Origin of the sequence: Siminovitchia jepli, from assembly GCF_047228825.1 — a bacterium.
Taxonomy (GTDB): Bacteria; Bacillota; Bacilli; order Bacillales; family Bacillaceae_C; genus Siminovitchia.
Genome location: NZ_JBFEGN010000228.1, coordinates 1 through 581 on the forward strand (window position 1 = coordinate 1; position 581 = coordinate 581).

The 581-nt window shown below is 43.7% G+C and carries 1 protein-coding gene; it reads left to right on the forward strand.

What is annotated here, in order from left to right; translation table 11 throughout:
- Positions 1-117: 117 nt before the first annotated feature.
- Positions 118-581: hypothetical protein (locus tag AB1L08_RS22515; RefSeq protein ID WP_413066794.1), on the forward strand; the 464-nt coding region annotated here is incomplete at its 3' end.

Here is a 581-nt window from a genome sequence, read left to right on the forward strand (position 1 = left end):
TGGTTCAATAACAAAGTCTGGGTAAAATAATGTTCAAAATTCGACATAAAAAAGGAAAAATCCAAATCATCGTCGTAATGGTTAAGTACCAACCCACCATACGAAAGGATGATTTGGATGCTTAACCATTATACCATGGAATCTGAAGCTGAAACAGTCCCATTTGTCATTGCTCATGAAAAGGAAGTTCCTTTTGGCTATCCCAATGCAGGCTTACATCGGCAATTATTGTTGCCTGATAATGGTGATCGCTGTCCCGACTGCGGAATGTGGTCAACGTCCGTTCATGAATATCATTCAAAAGTCGTAATTGGCGGAACGTATAACGGGACACCGATTTATGACTCTTTCTTGCATCCGCGTTATAAGTGTAACAACTGCCCTCGTACATTTATGAAACGGTTGACCTGGCTGAAACCGTATCAGAGGCTGACAGAGTCAGGAAGTACGGCGATGCTGTATGCCGTTGCAGATGGTACCTTTCAAGCAGTGGGAGAAGACTTTGGACGCAGCGGACAAAACGTGAAAGTTCATGCACGTAACCATTTCCGTGAAAACGGCATGGATGGCTTCAAGGAAGG